General features: G+C 73.4%; 17 protein-coding genes. 11 read left to right on the forward strand and 6 right to left on the reverse strand.

All coding sequences use genetic code 11. The features are described 5' to 3' along the window. Positions 1-11 precede the first annotated feature (11 nt). From truB to BAY60_RS17680, 9 genes are all read left to right on the forward strand, one after another. Positions 12-911, forward strand: coding sequence for a tRNA pseudouridine(55) synthase TruB (gene truB / locus BAY60_RS17640; RefSeq protein ID WP_112281991.1), 900 nt, complete (start codon positions 12-14; stop codon positions 909-911). Positions 912-1,064: 153 nt separating this feature from the next. Further along, on the forward strand, positions 1,065-2,027 hold the full coding sequence (locus BAY60_RS17645) for a bifunctional riboflavin kinase/FAD synthetase (RefSeq protein WP_112281992.1): 963 nt from the start codon (positions 1,065-1,067) through the stop codon (positions 2,025-2,027). A gap of 130 nt (positions 2,028-2,157) precedes the next feature. After that, entirely contained in the window at positions 2,158-2,637 is a 480-nt protein-coding gene (locus BAY60_RS17650) for a helix-turn-helix domain-containing protein (RefSeq protein WP_112281993.1), read from the forward strand. Positions 2,638-2,641: 4 nt separating this feature from the next. Then, positions 2,642-3,169, forward strand: a complete 528-nt coding sequence (gene thpR, locus BAY60_RS17655; RefSeq protein WP_112281994.1) for an RNA 2',3'-cyclic phosphodiesterase — start codon at positions 2,642-2,644, stop codon at positions 3,167-3,169. Between the two features lie 89 nt (positions 3,170-3,258). Then, entirely contained in the window at positions 3,259-3,528 is a 270-nt protein-coding gene (gene rpsO / locus BAY60_RS17660) for a 30S ribosomal protein S15 (protein WP_112281995.1), read from the forward strand. A 222-nt stretch (positions 3,529-3,750) separates the two neighbouring features. Next, a complete protein-coding gene (locus tag BAY60_RS17665; RefSeq protein ID WP_112281996.1) occupies positions 3,751-6,000 on the forward strand; it encodes a polyribonucleotide nucleotidyltransferase in 2,250 nt (749 codons plus the stop codon). Positions 6,001-6,079: 79 nt separating this feature from the next. Then, a complete protein-coding gene (locus tag BAY60_RS17670; RefSeq protein WP_112281997.1) occupies positions 6,080-7,450 on the forward strand; it encodes a M16 family metallopeptidase in 1,371 nt (456 codons plus the stop codon). Continuing rightward, a complete protein-coding gene (gene dapB, locus BAY60_RS17675) occupies positions 7,447-8,193 on the forward strand; it encodes a 4-hydroxy-tetrahydrodipicolinate reductase (protein WP_112281998.1) in 747 nt (248 codons plus the stop codon). The genes BAY60_RS17670 and dapB overlap by 4 nt, the downstream gene beginning before the upstream one ends. Beyond that, positions 8,190-8,636 carry a tetratricopeptide repeat protein gene (locus tag BAY60_RS17680; RefSeq protein ID WP_112281999.1) on the forward strand — a complete coding sequence of 149 codons (447 nt, stop codon included), beginning with the start codon at positions 8,190-8,192 and terminating at the stop codon, positions 8,634-8,636. Before dapB ends, BAY60_RS17680 begins: the two co-directional genes overlap by 4 nt. A gap of 13 nt (positions 8,637-8,649) precedes the next feature. On the opposite strand, the gene BAY60_RS17685 is transcribed toward BAY60_RS17680, so the two are convergent. Continuing rightward, on the reverse strand, positions 8,650-9,174 hold the full coding sequence (locus BAY60_RS17685) for a YqaA family protein (protein WP_425466474.1): 525 nt from the start codon (positions 9,172-9,174) through the stop codon (positions 8,650-8,652). 147 nt (positions 9,175-9,321) lie between these two features. Here BAY60_RS17685 and BAY60_RS17690 point away from each other — a divergent pair, with 147 nt between their 5' ends. Beyond that, complete coding sequence (locus BAY60_RS17690; protein ID WP_245992584.1) at positions 9,322-9,819, forward strand: GtrA family protein; 498 nt, start codon at positions 9,322-9,324, stop codon at positions 9,817-9,819. Here BAY60_RS17690 and BAY60_RS17695 read toward each other — a convergent pair. Then, the gene (locus tag BAY60_RS17695) at positions 9,816-10,526 is read right to left on the reverse strand and encodes a GAF and ANTAR domain-containing protein (RefSeq protein WP_112282001.1); all 711 of its coding nucleotides are present in this window, start codon (positions 10,524-10,526) and stop codon (positions 9,816-9,818) included. The two genes, BAY60_RS17690 and BAY60_RS17695, sit on opposite strands and share 4 nt — an antisense overlap. Positions 10,527-10,707: 181 nt before the next feature. Next, entirely contained in the window at positions 10,708-11,268 is a 561-nt protein-coding gene (locus BAY60_RS17700) for a GNAT family N-acetyltransferase (RefSeq protein WP_112282002.1), read from the reverse strand. 64 nt (positions 11,269-11,332) lie between these two features. On the opposite strand from BAY60_RS17700, the gene BAY60_RS17705 reads away from it, so the two are divergent. Then, positions 11,333-12,544 (forward strand): winged helix-turn-helix domain-containing protein, encoded by a 1,212-nt coding sequence (locus BAY60_RS17705; RefSeq protein WP_425466475.1) that lies wholly within the window; start codon positions 11,333-11,335, stop codon positions 12,542-12,544. On the opposite strand, the gene BAY60_RS17710 is transcribed toward BAY60_RS17705, so the two are convergent. The 3 genes from BAY60_RS17710 to BAY60_RS17720 form a co-directional block, all read right to left on the reverse strand. Further along, positions 12,541-15,096 carry an ATP-binding protein gene (locus tag BAY60_RS17710; protein WP_112282004.1) on the reverse strand — a complete coding sequence of 852 codons (2,556 nt, stop codon included), beginning with the start codon at positions 15,094-15,096 and terminating at the stop codon, positions 12,541-12,543. The genes BAY60_RS17705 and BAY60_RS17710 overlap by 4 nt on opposite strands. Before the next feature lie 144 nt (positions 15,097-15,240). After that, positions 15,241-16,155, reverse strand: a complete 915-nt coding sequence (locus BAY60_RS17715; RefSeq protein WP_112282005.1) for a DUF4097 family beta strand repeat-containing protein — start codon at positions 16,153-16,155, stop codon at positions 15,241-15,243. 2 nt (positions 16,156-16,157) lie between these two features. After that, positions 16,158-16,709 (reverse strand): toxin-antitoxin system HicB family antitoxin, encoded by a 552-nt coding sequence (locus BAY60_RS17720; RefSeq protein ID WP_112282006.1) that lies wholly within the window; start codon positions 16,707-16,709, stop codon positions 16,158-16,160. Positions 16,710-16,760: the final 51 nt, after the last annotated feature.

Here is a 16,760-nt window from a genome sequence, read left to right on the forward strand (position 1 = left end):
GGTGTGCGGCCGTGTCCCGACAGCCCGCCAAGCCCGCGCCCGCCCCCGGCCTGCTCGTCGTCGACAAGCCGGGCGGCATGACGTCGCACGACGTCGTCGCCCGTGCCCGCCGCATCATGGGCACCCGCAAGGTCGGTCACGCCGGCACGCTGGATCCGATGGCCACCGGCGTGCTGGTGCTGGGCATCGAGCGCGCCACCAAGCTGCTCGGGCACCTGGCGCTGGACCGCAAGACCTACCTCGCCACGATCGCCCTCGGCGCGTCGACCACCACCGACGACGTCGAGGGCGAGCCGCTGGAGCAGACCGACCCGGCCGGGGTCACCGACGAGCGCATCCGGCAGGGCGTCGCGGCGCTGACCGGTGACATCCAGCAGGTGCCCAGCGCCGTCAGCGCCGTGAAGGTGGACGGCAAGCGCGCCTACGCGCGGGTACGCGCCGGGGAGGACGTGGAGCTGCCCGCGCGGCCGGTGAGCGTGTACCGGTTCGACCTGCTCGCCACCCGGCGCACGCCCGGCCGCATCGAGCTGGACGTGATGATCGACTGCTCGTCGGGTACCTACGTGCGCGCTCTCGCCAGGGACCTCGGCCGCGACCTCGGCGTCGGCGGCCACCTCGCGGCGCTGCGCCGCACCACCGTCGGGCCGTTCACGCTCGCCACCGCGCGCACGCTGGACCGCATCGAGCAGGAACCGGAGCTGTCGCTGAGCCTCGACGAGGCGGTGGCGGCGGCCTTCCCCCGGCACGACGTCGACGCGGCGACCGCCAGGGCCGTGCGGCACGGCCAGCGCATCCCCGCCGCCGGGATCGAGGGCACCTACGGCGTGTTCGACCCCGCGGGGAAGGTGCTCGCGCTCGCCGCCGATGCCGGGGACGTGGCCCGCCCCGTGGTCGTCCTCGCTCCCGCCTGAACCGGCAACCCTCGGCGGAGCAAGGCATCGCCCGGCGGCGAGCCGAAGGGCACCCTCGGTACGCGTCAGGTACCCGGGGGCACCTTGGGCGCGCCGGTGGCGCCGCCACCCTGCTTGTCGGCCGGTCCGCCACCGGCGGCTACGCTCCGCAGCGTGCAGCGTTGGAGGGGTTTGACGGACCTGCCCGGTGGCTGGGGCCGGTGCGTCGTCACGATCGGCGTGTTCGACGGCGTCCACCGCGGCCACCAGGCCCTGATCAACCGAACCGTGGAGGCCGCGCGGCAGCGCGGGCTGCCGAGCGTGGTGCTCACGTTCGACCCGCACCCGTCCGAGGTGGTGCGGCCGGGCACGCACCCGGCACAGCTGACCACCCTGCGCCGCAAGGCCGAGCTCGTCGAGCAGCTCGGGGTGGACGTGTTCGCCGTGCTGCCGTTCACGCCGGATCTGGCGCGGCTGACCCCGGACGAGTTCGTGCACGAGGTGCTCGTCGACAAGCTTCACGCGGCGGCGGTCATCGTCGGCGAGAACTTCACGTTCGGGCACAAGGCCGCCGGCGACGTGGAGACGCTGCGCGCGCTGGGCAAACGCTTCGGCTTCGTCGCGCACGGCGCCACGCTGCAGGGCCGTCAGCTGCCCGGTGACGACGACAACGGCGAGATCACGTTCTCCTCCACCTACGTGCGCTCGTGCATCGACGCAGGCGACGTCGCCGCTGCCGCCGATGCGCTCGGCCGCCCGCACCGGCTGGAGGGCATCGTCGTGCGCGGTGACGGGCGAGGGCACGACCTGGGCTACCCGACCGCGAACCTGTCGGCACCGCGCTTCGCCGCCATCCCCGCCGACGGCGTCTACGCGTGCTGGTTCCTGCGCTCGGCCAAGCCGGGCCAGCGGCTGCCCGCCGCCGTCTCCGTGGGCACCAACCCGACGTTCTCGGGGCGCGAGCGCACGGTCGAGGCGTTCGTGCTCGACGTCGACGAGGACTTCTACGGCCAGCACGTCGCGCTCGACTTCGTGGCCCGCCTGCGTGGCCAGGTGAAGTTCGACAGCCCCGATGCGCTCGTGGAGCAGATCGGCGCCGACGTCACCCGCACGCGCGAGGTGCTCGGCCTCGGCTGAGCGGGCACTCCCCGGCCGGGTGCAAATGCGAACGCCTGGGGCATTCCGCCCCGCTCACCGGGCGCGACCTGGCAAGATGCTTCACGGGCCGAGGGTCTGAACAACGCCGTCGTAGGGGAGCAGGCATACCGTGGAGGACCACAAGATCGTCCAGCGGAACATCGCGCTACAACGAGAGTGGTACGGGGAGCCGCTCGGCGACCGTGTGCGCAGGCTGGTCGTGGCCTTCGACGTCTCCCAGGCCTACCTCGCCGAGGTGCTCGGCATCAGCGCCCCGATGCTCAGCCAGGTGATGAGCGGGCGGCGCGCCAAGATCGGCAACCCGGTGGTGCTCTCGCGGCTGATCATGCTGGAGCGCAAGGTCCTCACGCCGGAGGTCGCCTCCGGCAGCAAGGCCGCCATCCGGGCCGCGCTGGAGGACGTCAGGTCGGCCCGGCCCACCGTGAGCAGGGACAACTTCCCGGTCGGCGCGGGTCCCGACGACCAGGCCGTGCTGTCGGCACTGCGCGAGGTCGCCGAGGACGAGAACCTCGTGGAGGCCGCCGAGCGGCTCGACCCCGACTTCCCGGCCATCGCCGACCTGCTGCGCAGGGCGGCCAAGGGGAACTGAGCCGGTGCGGCTGTTCACCGCGCTGCTGCCGCCGCCGCAGGTCGTGGCGTCGCTGCGCGACGAGCTCGCCCGGCACCCGCGCGACGAGGGCTCGGGCGTGCTGCGCTGGACCGGCCCCGCCCAGTGGCACCTCACGCTCGGTTTCTACGGCCGCGACGATCCGGTGGCGCGCGCGCACTGGCTGCGCGAGCGGCTGGCGGGCCTGCCTGCGCCGACGGTGCGGCTCACGGGTGCGGGCACGTTTCCCGGGGTACTCTGGACCGGGGTGCAGGCCGCCGGGCTCGCCGAACTGGCCGCCGCGGTGCGGCCCGAGAGCGAGGACCGGGAGTTCCGGGCTCACCTGACGCTCGCCCGGGGTGACGCACCGGGTGCGCTGGCGGTGTGGACCCGGCTGCTGGCCGGCTACCGGAGCCCGCGCTGGACGGCCGGCGAGGTCGTGCTCATGCGGAGTGACCCGGGACCGGGCGGTCCCGCGTACACCACGGTCGAGCGGTTCCGGCTCGGCGCCCCGGCGGGTGAAAACCTGTCCTGATACCCTCGACAGTCGAGTCCGGCTGCGGTCCGTGGCGGCCGGGAACTCGCGTCAGTACTGCACACGGCACACAACCAAGGAGTTAGCGAGTGGCGCTGTCCACCGACGAGAAGCAGGCGATCCTGTCCGAGTACGGCTTGCACGAGTCGGACACCGGATCCCCCGAGGCCCAGGTGGCCCTGCTTACCAAGCGGATCATCGGCCTCACCGAGCACCTGAAGGTGCACAAGCACGACCACCACTCCCGTCGCGGCCTGTTGCTGCTGGTCGGCCGTCGCCGCCGGCTGCTCAACTACGTGATGAAGGTGGATATCGAGCGTTACCGGTCGCTGATCCAGCGGCTCGGCCTCCGCCGATGACAAGCTCCGAGGGGGAGTGACCCGCCGGGTCGCTCCCCCTCGGTACAGAAACAGGAAGAACACAGGCGAGCGCACCGCGCACGGGGACGCCCCAGCCGGTCCTCGGTAGTGGCTCCCGGGTAGTACCCGAGGGCTTCGATCGATGACCGGCCTCGTACCTCGGGCGTGCCCCAAAGGGTGGGGACGTGCGGGCGCCAGAGAACGTACGAGGAGTAACCCCCCATGACAGACGCGAGCGGTACCACCGTGCACGAAACGGAGGCCGTGCTCGACAACGGCCGGTTCGGCAAGCGCACGGTCCGCTTCGAGACCGGCAGGCTGGCCCGGCAGGCCGCGGGAGCGGTCGTCGCCTACCTGGACGACGAGACGATGCTGCTGTCGGCCACCACGGCGTCCAAGCAGCCGAAGGAGCACTTCGACTTCTTCCCGCTGACGGTGGACGTCGAGGAGCGCATGTACGCCGCGGGCCGCATCCCCGGCGCCTTCTTCCGCAGGGAGGGCCGTCCCTCCACGGACGCGATCCTGACCTGCCGCCTCATCGACCGCCCGCTGCGCCCGTCGTTCGCCGACGGCCTGCGCAACGAGATCCAGGTCGTGGTCACGGTGCAGAGCCTGCACCCCGAGGACCCCTACGACGTGCTCGCGATCAACGCGGCGTCGGCGTCGACCCAGATCGGCGGCCTGCCGTTCTCGGGCCCCATCGGCGGCGTGCGCGTGGCGCTGATCGAGGGCGAGTGGGTGGCCTTCCCGACCTGGTCGCAGCTGGAGCGGGCCACCTTCAACATGGTGGTCGCGGGCCGGATCGTCGGGGACGACGTGGCGATCATGATGGTCGAGGCCGAGGGCACCGAGAACACCCTGGACCTCATCGCCGACGGCGCGGCCGGGCCCACCGAGCAGTCGGTGGCCGACGGCCTCAACGCCGCCAAGCCGTTCATCCGCACCCTGTGCGAGGCGCAGCAGCGGCTCGCGGACGCGGCCGCCAAGCCGACCGGTGACTTCCCGCTGTTCCCGGCCTACGAGCAGGACGCCTACGACGCGGTGGCCGCCATCGCCACCGAGGACCTCACCAAGGCGCTGGCCATCGGCGGCAAGCAGGACCGCGACAACGCCACCGACGAGGTCAAGGCCGCGGTGCTGGAGAAGGTCGGCATCGGCGAGGGCGAGGCCTTCGAGGGCAGGGAGAAGGAGATCGGCGCCGCGTTCCGCGCGCTGACCAAGAAGCTGATCCGCCAGCGCATCCTGCGCGACAAGGTGCGTATCGACGGCCGGAGCCTCACCGACATCCGGTCGCTGTCGGCCGAGGTCGCGGTGGTGCCGAGGGCGCACGGGTCCGCCCTGTTCGAGCGCGGCGAGACCCAGATCCTGGGTGTCACCACGCTGAACATGCTGCGCATGGAGCAGCAGCTGGACACGCTGGCGCCGGAGACGACGAAGCGCTACCTGCACCACTACAACTTCCCGCCGTTCTCCACCGGTGAGACCGGCCGCGTCGGCACGCCGAAGCGGCGGGAGATCGGCCACGGCATGCTCGCCGAGCGGGCGCTGGTGCCGGTGCTGCCCAAGCGGGACGAGTTCCCGTACGCCATCCGGCAGGTGTCGGAGGCCCTCGGCTCCAACGGCTCCACCTCGATGGGCTCGGTCTGCGCGTCCACGATGAGCCTCTACAACGCCGGTGTGCCGCTGAAGGCGCCGGTCGCGGGCATCGCGATGGGCCTGGTGTCCGACGAGGTCGACGGCGAGACCCGCTACGTCGCGCTGACCGACATCCTCGGCGCCGAGGACGCCTTTGGCGACATGGACTTCAAGGTCGCGGGCACCAAGGACCACATCACCGCGCTGCAGCTGGACACCAAGCTCGACGGCATCCCGTCGGACGTGCTGGCGGGTGCGCTGAACCAGGCCAGGGACGCCCGGCTGACGATCCTGGACGTCATGGCCGAGGCGATCGACGGGCCGGACGAGATGAGCCCGTACGCGCCGCGCGTCACCAGCGTGAAGATCCCGGTCGACAAGATCGGCGAGGTCATCGGCCCGAAGGGCAAGATGATCAACTCGATCACCGAGGAGACCGGCGCCGACATCTCCATCGAGGACGACGGCACGATCTACGTCGGCGCCGCCGACGGCCCGTCCGCGGAGGCCGCGATCGACAAGATCAACGCGATCGCCAACCCGCAGCTGCCGAAGGTCGGGGAGCGGTTCCTCGGCACCGTGGTGAAGACGGCCGCGTTCGGCGCGTTCGTCTCGCTGCTGCCGGGCAAGGACGGCCTCGTGCACATCTCGAAGCTGGGCAACGGCAAGCGCATCGGCAAGGTCGAGGACGTCGTCAACGTCGGCGACAAGCTCCGGGTGGAGATCGCCGACATCGACAGCCGCGGCAAGATCAGCCTGATCGTCGTCAAGGACGAGGACGACGAGAAGGCCGGCGCCGACGCGGGCCAGTCGGAGCAGGCCCCGTCCGGCGAGTAAGGACAACCAGCTGTTCCCGAACGGCCCGTTCCCGGCTTCCCGCCGGGGGCGGGCCTTTCGAGACCGTCGGCAAGGACTCATGGCGCGACAGATTCCCGGGCACCAGCAGCCCGTGGGCACCACCCGCACACTGGACAACGGCACCGGCGACGGCGGCGCGACGCTGGTGAAGCGGACGGTGCTGCCCGGCGGCCTGCGGGTGGTCACCGAACACGTCCCCGGCGTGCGCTCGGCCACCGTCGGACTGTGGGTGGGCATCGGCTCCCGGGACGAGCAGCCCCGGGTCGCGGGTGCCGCGCACTACCTCGAACACCTGCTGTTCAAGGGCACCGGCCGCCGCGACGCCACCCAGATCGCCGAGGAGATCGACGCGGTCGGCGGCGAGTTCAACGCCTTCACCGCCAAGGAGCACACCTGCTACTACGCGCAGGTGCTCGACGAGGACCTGCCGCTGGCGATCGACCTCGTCGGCGACGTCGTGTTCGACGCCCGCTGTGCCGACGCCGACGTGGACACCGAACGCAGCGTGGTGCTCGAGGAGATCGCCATACGCGACGACGACCCCGAGGACCTGCTGCACGACACGTTCGTCGAGACGATCCTGTCCGGGCACCCGCTGGGCCGCTCGGTGCTCGGCACGGAGGCCTCGATCACGGGCATGTCCCCCGGAGCGCTGCGCGGCTTCTACCGCCGCCGCTACCAGCTGCCCCGGATGGTGCTGGCGGTGGCGGGCAACGTCGACCACGGCACCGTGCTGCGGCACGTGCGCAAGGCGCTGCGCGACCGGCTCGACGGTGCGCGGGCCCCGGTGCCTCCGCGCCGCGGCCGGGCCCGCGTGCCCGCCAGCCGCAAGCTCGTGCTCCGCCCCGACGACACCGAGCAGGCTCATCTCATGCTGGGTGTGCGGGCGCTGAGCAGGCACGACGAGCGGCGGTTCACGCTCTCGGTGCTCAACGCCGCGCTCGGCGGCGGTATGAGCTCCCGGCTGTTCCAGGAGATCCGCGAGCGGCGTGGCCTGGCCTACCAGGTGTACTCGTCGGTGGCCAGCTACGCCGACACCGGCCATCTCGCCGTCTACGCCGGGTGCCAGCCGGAACGGCTCGGCGAGGTCACCGCCGTGGTGCGCGAGGTGCTGAGCCAGGTGGCCGAGCACGGCCTCACCGACGCCGAGGTCGCGCGCGGCAAGGGCCAGCTGCGCGGTGGGCTCGTGCTCGGCATGGAGGACACCGCCTCGCGGATGACCCGCCTCGGAAAGAACGAGCTCAACTACGGCGAGTACCTCAGCGTGGACGACACCGTCGCCCGCATCGACGCGGTCACCACGGCGGAGGTGAGTGAGCTGGCCCGCACCCTGCTGCGGCGCCCGGGTGGCGGCACCGCCGCGGTGGTGGTCGGCCCGTACGCTCACGACGACGACCTGCCCGACGACCTTCACGAGGTGATCGCATGACAATCCGAGTGGCCGTGTTCGGCTCGCGCGGCCGCATGGGAGCCCAGGCGGTGCGGGCGGTCGAGAACGCCGACGACCTGGAGCTGGTGGCGGCCGTCGACGCCGGAGACGAGCGCTCCGCCGTCACCGACGCCAAGGCCGAGGTCGTCATCGACTTCACCCACCCCGACGCGGTCATGGACAACCTGCGCTTCGCGGTCGACGCCGGGCTGCACGCGGTGGTGGGCACCACCGGGTTCAGCGAGGAGCGGCTCACCACACTGCGCGGCTGGCTGGCGGACCGGCCCGAGCTGGGTGTGCTGATCGCGCCGAACTTCGCGCTCGGCGCGGTGCTGGCGATGCGCTTCGCGCAGCAGGCCGCGCGCTTCTACGACTCCGCCGAGGTCATCGAGCTGCACCACAACCGCAAGGCGGACGCGCCGTCCGGCACCGCGGCGCACACGGCCCGGCTGATCGGCCAGGCCCGTGCCGATGCCGGTGTCGCGCCGGGACCGGACGCGACGAGCTCCGAGCTGCCCGGCGCGCGCGGCGCCAGCGTCGGCGACGTGCGCGTGCACTCGGTGCGACTGCCGGGGCTCGTCGCCCACGAGGAGATCCTGTTCGGCGGCGAGGGGGAGACCCTGACCATCCGGCACGACTCGCTCGACCGCGCGTCCTTCATGCCGGGCGTGCTGCTGGGCGTGCGCTCGGTGCGCACCCGTCCCGGGCTGACGGTCGGCCTGGAACACGTGCTCGACCTGTGAGGGCCCGCAACGTCGCGATCCTGCTGACCGTCGCCGTGGCGGTGTACCTGGTGCTGCTCGCCGGGCGGGCGGTCGCGCTGATCCGGGCGGGCGGGCCGGTGGCGACGTTGCTGGGTGTCGGTGTACTGGCGCTGCCGCTGCTCGGGGTGTGGCTGCTGGTCACCACCTGGCGCTCGGGCACCAGAATCCAGCATCTCGCGCGCAGGCTCGAGGCCGAGGGCGGGCTGCCGGACGTCTCCGGGCTGCCGCGCAGGCCGTCGGGCCGGGTGGACCGCGCGGCCGCCGACGCCTGGTTCGAGCAGCGCCGCGCCGAGGTGGAGGCCGAACCCGGTGACTGGCGCCGCTGGTACCGGCTCGCCTACGCCTACGACATCGCCGGCGACCGCCGCCGGGCCCGGGCCACCATGCGCAAGGCCATCGAACTCGAGGCCGCCGACCGCTGAACGGCTCCAGGCGTCACGCCCCGTGGACGAGCCCGGCGAACACGGCAGGGCAGGCGGCCAGCACGCTGAACCGCACGAACCGGCCGAGCAGGCCCGCGGCGACGAACATGGACAGGGACATGCGCACGAGACCCGCCAGCACGGTCGTGGCCATGAACGGCGGGAGCCCGACGATCGAGCTGATCCCGTAGGTGCTGGCCATCCAGTGCGGGTGCCGGTGGCAGCGCTCGCGCAGCGACTCCAGCCACATCCGCAGGCGTTTGGTGCGCAGGTGCCATCGTTCGCGCCGAGCGGAGGGCGGGCGCTGGCGGTGGAGCCGGTCGTGCAGCACGGCAGGCAGCCGGATGGAGCCCCGGGCAGCCAGGTAGTACAGCAGTTTGCCCGCGATCTGACCGATCGCGACGACGGCGCCCATGGCGAGCCACGGAATGCCGGACTCGCTGGTCATGAGGCCGATCACGAAGACCTCGACGCTGATGACGGGGACGATGGCGGAGCCGAATGCGACGCCGAGCGCCAGGCACAGCCATCCGAGCACCATGGGCCTCCCTGCAGACGGGTCGTCTCACCGTAGCGCCGATCGTCGGTGCGTGGTGTGAAATCCTTGTTTTCCAAGGCGAAGAGGCGCACCGGACGCTCACCTCATTGTCAGGGTCCGGAAACCTGAGGCTGGAAACCTAGCGCAGTGTCCAGATCCGCCGTCGGCGACCCCGGCGTGCCGGCCGCATCCCGTGCCGCGGAACGGTTTTCTTTGCTCTGTGCCGCCGTGGTGCGCAGGCTGCCGTTCGGCCTCGCGGGGATCGTGGCCCCGACCTTCCTCGGCTTCGCGCTCATCAACGGCTTCACCTTCGGCGTCGACCTGGCGTTGCTGACGCTGCTGCGCGGCGGGCTCGGACTGCCGGTGGCGCTCGCGGTGAGCCTGGCGTACGCGGTGGCGTTCGGGCTGGCCTTCGTGCTCAACCGGGTGCTGAACTTCCGTTCACACGCCCCGGTCGGCGGGCAGGCGGTGCGCTACGCGGTGGTCGTCGGCATCAACTACGCCGCGTTCATCCTCGGCGTCGGTGCGGGGCTCACCGCGCTCGGCGTCGACTACCACCTCTCGCGCCTGCTGGCCGGTGGCTGCGAGGGCCTGTTCATGTACTGCGCACTGCGCTGGGTGGTGTTCAGCGACCGGGGCTCCTAGCGCGAACTGGAACGGGCTCCGGGAATCTCGCCCGTCTGCGCGACCGTCCTGGCCACCTCGCGCAGGCGGATGTTGCTGTCCTGCGAGGCCTTCTTGAGCACGGCGAACGCCTGCTCCTCCTGCACCTTGTAGCGCTCCATGACGATGCCGATGGCCTCGCCGATGTCCTGCCGCGTCGCGATCGCCTCCTTGAGCTGCGCGTCCTTGCGCGCATTGGCCAGCCCCACGGCCGCGTGGGAGGCCAGCAGCCAGCCGACCTGCTCGGAGAGCTCGGTGAAGACGTTGCTGCTGCGGGCGTAGATGTTCAGCGCGCCGAGGTTCTCGTCGTCGGTGAACAGCATGAAGCCCATCATGCTGCCGATGCCGAGCGCGCGGGCCTTCGGCACGTAGGCCGGCCAGCGGTCCTCGGTGGCCATGTCCTCGATGCGGAACACCTCCTGGCGACGCCACGTCGCGTCGAAACAGGGGCCTTCGCCTGCCTCGGACTGGGCCTTGTCGGACTCGGCAGCCAGGTCGTCGGTCGCGGACAGTGTGGCGACCTGGCCGCGGCGTACCGTGAGGATGCCCGCCACGTCGCAGCCGTCGACGAGCTTGACCGCGTGGTGCACGATCGCGTCCAGCGTGTCCTGCAGCGTCTCCTGCGCCAGCAGGTTGCGGGACATCGAGGCCAGCGCCGTGGCGAGGTCGTCGGGTCCGGGCCCGGGCATCGTAACCACCACCTTTCGCCGTGCGCGGGCCAGCAGTACCCGTAGGACTACCCGGACCTGGCGAGGATTGCACGTCGCCCGTGCTGGGCACCCCACATCGAGGCCGCCGTCGCGCCCGGGCGCGGGGACGGCCGAGATTCCGCCGGTTGAGTTTCCAGCCGGCGGAATCGCCCCAAGATGCTCAGCCGGTGAGCCGCAGCTCGAGCGATCCGGTGAGGCGCAGTTCACGCACGGTGCGTTCGCCGGTGTCGAGGGTGCGCACCGTGTTGTCGGGATTCCAGCCCGCGCCGCGGAAGAAGCTCAGCGAGGCCGAGTCGGACTGGGCCACCCAGGTGACGCCCCGCCCGGCGCCGCGCTCGCGCAGGCTCGCGGCCGCGGCCGCGAGCAGGCGGCCACCGTGCCCGCGCCTGCCCCACCTCGGCTCCACGAGCAGCGTGGCGATCAGGCCGGTCGTCTCGGCGTCGGGCGGCAGGCTGCCGTCGGCGGCGGCGATCTCGGCGGCCGGTGCGGGACCGGCGACGCAGAAGCCCACGGTGAACGAGCCCTCGACCGCGACGTGCAGGTCCGTCTCCGGATGTTCCGCGGCCTCGGCCCACCTGGCGGTGAGCTCGCCGAGGTCGAGGGCGCCGATCGTGTCCTCGCCGAGCAGGTCGGCGTAGGCCGTGCGCCAGGTGTCACGCTGGATCCTCGCGATCTCGGCGGCGTCGGCGACGGTGGCAGGCCGGACGGCGGCGGTGCTCATGGCGCCACCGTACTGCCCACGAGAATGTCGGCGGGTGCTGGCAACATGGCCAGGCGTGAGGACCATGAGCCTGGCGGTGGCCCGCCGCACCGCCCTCGCCGCGCAGGGCTTCGCCGACCCGCGCCCGGACGGCCCGGTGACGCGGCGGCACCTGCAGCGTGTGCTCGCCCGGATCCGGCTCATCCAGCTGGACTCGGTGAACGTGGCGGTGCGTGCCCACTACGCCCCGCTGTTCGCCCGCCTCGGCGCGTACGACCCGGCGCTGATCGACGAGGCCGCCTGGTCGCACAGCGCCCGCAGGCCGCGGCTGCTCGTCGAGTACTGGGCACACGAGGCAAGCCTGGTGCCGGTGCAGGACTGGCCGCTGCTGCAGTCGGGTGCCAAGCGTCCCGGTTGGTGGCGCGGCTACGGCAGGCTTGCCGAGGCCTCGCCGGGCCTGGTCGACGACGTGCTGGCCGTGGTCAAGGAACTGGGCCCGGTCGGTGCGGGCACCATCGAAAAGGAGCTGACCGGGCCGTCGAAGCGGTCGCCGGGCGCCTGGTGGGAGCGCTCGGAGGTCAAGAAGATCTGCGAGTGGCTGTTCGGGATGGGCCAGCTCACCACGGGCACCCGGCGCGGCTTCGAGCGGCTCTACGACCTCACCGAGCGGGTCATCCCGCCGGACGTGCTGTCCCGGCAGGTGGACGCCGCCGAGGGCGCCCGGGGGCTCATCGCGCGGTCGGCCGAGGCGCTCGGCGTGGCCACCGAGCCCGACCTGCGCGACTACTACCGGCTCAGCCCGCAGGCCTCCCAGCAGGCGGTGGCCGAGCTGGTGGAGGAGGGCACGCTGGAGCCCGTGCGGGTGGCGGGCTGGCGGCACCAGGCCTACCGGCACCACCGGGCGAGGACGCCCCGGGCCGTGCCGGGCCGGGCGCTGCTGTGCCCGTTCGACCCGCTGATCTGGGAGCGGGCGCGCACCGAGCGGCTGTTCGGCTTCCACTACCGCATCGAGATCTACGTGCCGGAGCCGCAGCGCACCTACGGCTACTACGTGTTCCCGTTCCTGCTCGACGGCGAGCTGGTGGCCAGGGTGGATCTCAAGGCCGACCGCACCGCCGGTGTGCTGCGCGTGCCGGGTGCCTTCGCCGAGCCGGACGCCGACCACGGCCGGGTCGCCGCCGAGCTGGCCGGTGAGCTGGCGCTCATGGCGGAGTGGCTCGGACTCGGCGGCGTGGCGGTGGGGGAGCGCGGCGACCTGGCCGGAGCGTTGCGTGCCGTGCTGGGGCAGCACAGCTAGCCCGTCCCGCGGCGGGCCAGATCGCGCGCTTGCGCGAGCAGCGGTGCGGCGCCGAGCCCGCGGGCCAGTTCGGCGGCCTCCCGCAGCGGCGCCTGCACGGCCGGGCCGCGCTCGCCGGCGGCGAACCGGGCCTGGCCCAGCCGCAGGAGCGCCTGGGCGTGCTGCCGCGGCTGGCCCAGCGCCTGCCACGCCGCGACGGCGCGTTCCCAGCACGGCCCGTCCGGTTGCCGCTCGGCGCGGCAGGTCTCGGCCTCGAAGGTGAGCGCGGCCGCCCGCTGCGCCGGGCCCGCGATCCGCGTGCGGTCGGCGTGCACCCGCAGCCGGTCGAGCAGGCGCATGTCCCCGGCGGCACCGGCGACGCGCGCCCCGGTCAGCAGCAGCGGCCAGACGGAGTGCGGCGGGCCCGGCGAGTGCTCGGACGCCAGCGCATCCCCGATCACCCGGCGCGCCTCGCCGGGCCTGTCCTGCGCGAGCAGGATCTCGGCGTCGAGTGGGGGCAGCAGCAGCCGGTCCCGCGGCAGCGCGGCGCCGGGAAGCCGGCGCCGGGCACGGCCGGCGATGCTCGCCGCCTCGGCGGTGTGCCCCCGCCACAGCGCGATCTGGGCCTTCAGGCACAGCAGGGCGGTGTGGTCGGCGCCGGGTTCGGTGGCCGCGAGCGCGTGCTGAACGGTCTCGAGGGCCTCCGCCCACCGGCCGGCCGCGGCCTGGGCGCAGGCGAGGTCGAGGGCGTGCCGGGCACCCGCCGAGCAGGCCAGCCCCGCCTCACGCGCGGCCGCCAGCCCGAGCCGGGCGGCGTCCTGCGCTTCGGTGAGCCGGCCGAACTCGCGTAGCAGCGACGACTCCGTGTGCAGGGCCCGCAGCCGCAGCCGGTGCGCGCCGATGCCCTCGGCCAGCGCGCGGGCCGTGGCCAGCTTCGGCAGTTCGGTGCCGACGTGGCCGAGCCGCGCGCCGAGTTCGGCGAGCGTGATCAGCGCGGAGGCCTCGGCGGCGGCGTCGCCCGCCTCGTGCGCCTCCTGCCTGGCCTGCTCGGCGATGCGGCGGGCGTCACCGGGAATGGAGAGCTGGGCGAGGTGTTCGGCGAGCGCATGGAGCAGCCGTCCTCGGGCGGGATGACCGGTGGGCACGAGCCGCACGGCCTCGTTCAGATCGTCGAGTGCGCCACCGATGCCGAGCCGCGCGCGCAGGTGCGCGCGCTGCTCCAGCAGCGGCGCGCGCCGCACGCGGGCGCGGTCGCCCAGCGCGGCGAGAGCGTCGGTGGCGTGCCGCTCGCCGCGGGCGTCCTCGCCGGAGCGGCGGGCCGCGAGGACCGCGTGGGCGAGCACGTCGGCCCGGTCGTGGCCGAGGCGCCGCGCCGCGCCGGGCACGCGCTCCCACAGCGCGAGCACCCGCTCCAGCCATGCCAGCTCCTCGGGGTAGGCGAGGTGGTCGCGGGCGTGTCGTGCCGCCTCCCAGGCCGCGGAGAGGGCGCCCGGCTCGTCGCCGGCCTCACCGAGGTGGTGCGCCAACGCTCCCGGCGGGCCGGAGCGGGCACGCAGCGCCTCGGCGTGGCGGGCGTGCAGCGCGGCCCGCTCGCCGGGCGGCAGACCGGCGCGGCAGGCCTCGCGCAGCAGCGCGTGGCGGAACACGTAGTCCCCGCCGTCGGCGAGCAGCACGCCCGCGTCGACGGCGGGGCGCAGCGCGGCGGCGGGGTCCGGGTGGCAGGCCGCGAGCAGGGCGTGGCCTGCCCGGGCGCCGCCGAGCGCGGCGAGCCGCAGGACGTGGCGGGTGTCCTCGGGCAGGCGGGCGATCCTGGTGAGCAGCAGGTCCGGCAGGCTGCAGCGAGCCGGGGTGGCGGGGTCGCCGTCGAGCAGGGCCTCGACGAACAGCGGGTGGCCCGTGCTGCGCCGGAACACCGTGCGCGTGTGCTCGGGATCCGGCTGCCTGCCGAGGATGCCGCCGACCTGGGCGGCGACCTCGTGTTGGCGCAGCAAGGTCAGGTCGAGCGGTTCCACCCACGGCAGCACGCCGAGGTCGGCGAGGGTGGCGGGCTCGCCGGAGCGGGAGGTGGCGACGATCAGGCTGCCGGGTGCGGCGCGCTGGGAGCGCACGAGGAAGGCGAGCAGGTCCAGGCTGGACCGGTCGGCCTCGTGTGCGTCCTCGACGACGAGCACGGTCGCCCGCCGCGCCGCCAGCCGCGCCAGCAGGGCCAGCACCGTCTCGAACAGCCGGAGGCGGGCGTCGTCGTGGCGGGGACGTGGGTCCTGCTGTCCGGCGAGCAGCGGGGCGAGCCGGTCGCGCTCGTCGCCGATGAGGTCGGGGGCAAGGCCGCGCACGATTCCGGCGAACGCCGCGAACGGCGTGCCCGGCTCCCCGCCGGTGCCCAGCAGCACGCGTGCCCGGCCGGCGTGGGTGCGGAGGAACTCGGCGACCAGGCGGGACTTCCCGATGCCTGACTCGCCGCGGAGCAGCACCGTCACCGGGTCGCCCTCGACGGCGAGCGCGAGCCCGGCGGCCAGCCGGGCCGTCTGCTCCTGGCGCCCGGCGAACACCGGGCTGGCGACGTGCGCGCTCATGTCCCGGGAAGCCTATCGCCGCGCACACCCGCACGAACGGACCTTTCGCACCCCCATCCGGCGACCCCGCAGACGGGAGCAAGGGACCTTTACTCTCGTTTGGCGGGAGTAAAGGTCCCTTGCTCAACCACCCCCTGCTGGTGGTCAGCCTGCGGCGCGGGTGATGGCGGTGTCGCCGGAGCCGCTGCGGGCGCGCACGGTGAGCGCGATGGGGTTGTCCGGGGGAGTGTCGGCGACGTCGAGCTCGCTGCTGACGCGGCCGGAGCCGGACGAGAGGTCGATCTCGGCGGCGACGCCGGTGCGGATGGCGACGCGGATCTGCCCGGAGCCGGTGACGGCCTCGAGCGAGCCGGAGGCGGCGTCGGCCACGGTGAGGTCACCGCTGCTGGTGCGCACCAGGACCTCGCCGGAGGTCTCGCCGAGCCACACGTCGCCGCTGCCGCTGGCCACGGTCGCCGACGCGGCCAGGGCGGACAGCTCGATGTCGCCGCTGCCCGAACGCGCGTGCAGGCCGCCGGGCACCGGGCCGAGCTTGATCGACCCGCTGCCGGTGCGCACGACGGCCGCGCCGTCCGCGCGCTCCACCGTCACCGTGCCGGAGCCGGTGCCGAGGTCGACACGCCCCGCGGGACCGGTCACCGTGACGTCGGCCGTGCCCGTGCGGACGTTGAGGTGCGAGCCGTCGGGCACGTGCACGGCGACCGCGAGCGGCACGTTGCGCAGCGGGAGCTGCTTCGGCGCGCGCACCACCAGCCGGTTGCCGGTCAGCTCGATGCGGGCCTGCTCCACCGCCTCGGCGGGCGAGGTGGACAGCTCCGTGCCGAACGGCAACTGGCTGCCGAAGCGCTCGCCGACCCAGCTGAGCAGGCTGGTGACGCCCTCGGTCCAGGGCGCCGCTGCCGAGGGGTCGTGGCGGATCTCGGCGACGGCGTCGCCCTCGGCCAGGGTGATCTCGACCCGGCCCACCGGGATGTCCACGTCCAGCTCCAGCGGTCCTTCGACCGGGAACGTCTGGCTGCGGACCAGCTCCTCCGGGCCGGGCATCGGCTGCTCGGTCATGGTCATCCCTCCACCCAGCCGTGCAGGTGCGAGCGGCTGCCGCCGGGCCGTTTCGGCCCGTGCTGCCCGGCGCCCTGCTGCCAGTTGTGCCAGTGCTGGTGATGCTTGCCCTGCAGCGCGCCCTGCACTGCCTGCGAGACGAACGTGTTGAGCGACACCCCCTGCGCCGCGGCCGCCTGCTCGGCCTGCGACTTGATCTGCTCGAACAACCGCAGCGTGATGCGGCTGATGTCGCCGGCGTCAGGGGTGCCGCCCGGCGGTGGCGGCGGCGGAGGGGGTGGTGGCCCCGGTTCGCCCGCGGGCCCCTCCGCGGCCGTGCCGGTGACCACGACCCGGACGTCGCGACCGTCGAGCCGCACCTCGACCACGTGGTCGGGCAGGTTGGCGGTCACCTCCGCGGCCAGGTCGGAGAGCGCGTTCATCAGCGTGAGCCGGGCTGCCGGCTCCAGCGCCGCCGACAGCACCGCGGCGGCGCGCTGCACCTGTTCCTCGCCCGCGGAGGCCGTGGTGCTGAGGTCCTCCCGCAGCCGGGTGAGATACGGCGTCAAGTCCATGACACCACTATGACGTCACAAGTGGTGTCAGTCAAGCAGTCATGGTGACGC

Origin of the sequence: Prauserella muralis (assembly GCF_003202285.1) — a bacterium.
Classification (GTDB): domain Bacteria; phylum Actinomycetota; class Actinomycetes; order Mycobacteriales; family Pseudonocardiaceae; genus Prauserella_B; species Prauserella_B muralis.

Bases quoted from the DNA above. Each gene is read 5' to 3' on its own strand.
- BAY60_RS17720 (WP_112282006.1), bottom strand. From the start codon at position 16,709: ATGGACTTGACGCCGTATCTCACCCGGCTGCGGGAGGACCTCAGCACC.
- BAY60_RS17700 (WP_112282002.1), bottom strand. From the start codon at position 11,268: ATGAGCACCGCCGCCGTCCGGCCTGCCACCGTCGCCGACGCCGCCGAG.
- BAY60_RS17665 (WP_112281996.1), top strand. From the start codon at position 3,751: ATGACAGACGCGAGCGGTACCACCGTGCACGAAACGGAGGCCGTGCTC.
- BAY60_RS17705 (WP_425466475.1), top strand. From the start codon at position 11,333: ATGAGCCTGGCGGTGGCCCGCCGCACCGCCCTCGCCGCGCAGGGCTTC.
- BAY60_RS17715 (WP_112282005.1), bottom strand. From the start codon at position 16,155: ATGACCGAGCAGCCGATGCCCGGCCCGGAGGAGCTGGTCCGCAGCCAG.
- BAY60_RS17670 (WP_112281997.1), top strand. From the start codon at position 6,080: ATGGCGCGACAGATTCCCGGGCACCAGCAGCCCGTGGGCACCACCCGC.
- BAY60_RS17695 (WP_112282001.1), bottom strand. From the start codon at position 10,526: ATGCCCGGGCCCGGACCCGACGACCTCGCCACGGCGCTGGCCTCGATG.
- dapB (WP_112281998.1), top strand. From the start codon at position 7,447: ATGACAATCCGAGTGGCCGTGTTCGGCTCGCGCGGCCGCATGGGAGCC.
- BAY60_RS17710 (WP_112282004.1), bottom strand. From the start codon at position 15,096: ATGAGCGCGCACGTCGCCAGCCCGGTGTTCGCCGGGCGCCAGGAGCAG.